This is a genomic window from Nocardioides sp. (assembly GCF_036267815.1).
In the GTDB taxonomy this organism is placed as follows: Bacteria; Actinomycetota; Actinomycetes; order Propionibacteriales; family Nocardioidaceae; genus Nocardioides.
This window is the reverse complement of sequence record NZ_DATAVI010000015.1, coordinates 1-1,554: the sequence shown is the minus strand read 5'-3', so window position 1 is coordinate 1,554 and position 1,554 is coordinate 1. Positions and strand designations below refer to the sequence as shown.

The following is a 1,554-nucleotide window of genomic DNA, read 5'->3' as shown; positions in this document are numbered from 1 at the left end:
GCGCGGTAGGGCGCGATGCGCTCGCCCAGTTCGGCCGGGAGGCGGTCGACCGCGTGCTTGAGGATGAGCTCCACTCCCTTGCGCGACTTCATGAAGCAGATCGTCCGGGCTCCGTTTTGCACGAGCTCGGAGAAGACCTCGGCGGCCTCGTAGAGCGCGGAGGCCCGGACCCCGAGCTGCTCGTCCAGCAGCGGCGGGTTCCACATGGCGACGCGGCGCTGGGCGTGCGGTGCGGCGTCGTGCGCGACCAGGTTGAAGGGCTTGACGCCGGTCAGGGTCTCGGCCAGATCCACCGGGTTGGCGATGGTGGCCGAGGCCAGCAGGAAGCGCGGCTCGGTGCCGTGGATGGCGGCGGCCCGGCGCAGGCGGCGCAGCACGTTGCCGACGTGGGAGCCGAACACCCCGCGGTAGACGTGCGCCTCGTCGACCACGACGAAGGCCAGGTTGGCGAATAGGTCGCCCCAGGCGGCGTGGTGGGGCAGGATCCCGACGTGCAGCATGTCGGGGTTGGTGATGATGAGGTTGCTGCGCTTGCGGATCGCCGACCGCTCCTGGCGGGGGGTGTCGCCGTCGTAGATGGCGGGCCGGATCTGCTTGGACAGTCCGAATCGGTGCAGCGAGCGGGCCTGGTCCTGGGCCAGCGCCTTGGTCGGGTATAGGTACAGCGCGCGGGCGGTACGGTCCGTGGTCAGCACCTCGAGCGTGGGGAGCTGGAAGCAGAGCGACTTGCCCGAGGCGGTGCCGGTGGTCACGACCGTCGGACCCTCGAACGCCTTGAGCAGCGCCTCGGCCTGGTGGCCGTAGAGGTGCTCGATCCCGGCCTGGTCCAGGGCCTGGGTGACGGGCCAGCTCAGCTGATCGGGGATGGAGACGAGGCGCCCGGGTCGCCCCTCGTAGACGTCATCGTGCACCAGGCGCTCGTCCGAGCGTCCGGTGGTGAGCAGCGCCTCCCAGGGCTCGGTTTCTCGTACTGCCGACACGGGTCGAGTCTCAGTATGGCGGGCGGCTCTGACCCGGCCGTTGGTGCCCGCCGCAGCCGCCCGCGCCCGGGTCGAGCGGGCGCGGTGCTACGGTCGCGGCCGCCGTGCGCTGCCTCTACGTCGACCTCGACGGGACCCTGCTCGGGCCCGACGCCTCTCTGCTCACCGGAGCCGACGGGGGCTTCAGCGCCCTCGGCGTCCGCGCCCTGGAGGCGTGCTCGCGGGCCGGCGTGGAGGTCGTCATCTACTCGGGCCGGCGGCAGGGCAGCGTCTTCGAGAGCGCGCGACTGATCGGCTCGACGGCCTACATCTTCGAGCTGGGCTGCGGCGTGGTGGTCGACGGCGAGCTCGAATGGCTCACCGACGGCGTCGAGCCCACCGATGAGAGCGGCACGATCTACGACCAGATCGACGCCTCAGGGGCGCCGACGCTGCTGCTCGACCGCTGCGCCGGGACGCTCGAGTACCACACACCGTGGTCGCGCGGCCGCGAGGTCTCACATCTGTTCCGTGGCAACGTCGACCTCGATGAGGTGGGCTCGCTGCTGGAGGGCGAGGGACTTGGCTGGCTGCG

General features: G+C 71.3%; 2 protein-coding genes. One reads left to right on the top strand and one right to left on the bottom strand.

Annotation, left to right across the window (positions count from 1 at the left end):
• Window positions 1–980 (bottom strand): DEAD/DEAH box helicase (locus VHW64_RS02985; protein WP_329649021.1); only part of this gene is annotated, 980 nt, incomplete at its 3' end.
• A gap of 104 nt (window positions 981–1,084) precedes the next feature.
• Between VHW64_RS02985 and VHW64_RS02980 the strand changes: the two genes are divergently transcribed.
• Window positions 1,085–1,554, top strand: a 470-nt coding sequence (locus tag VHW64_RS02980; protein ID WP_329649020.1) for a hypothetical protein, incomplete at its 3' end; no start/stop codon positions are given.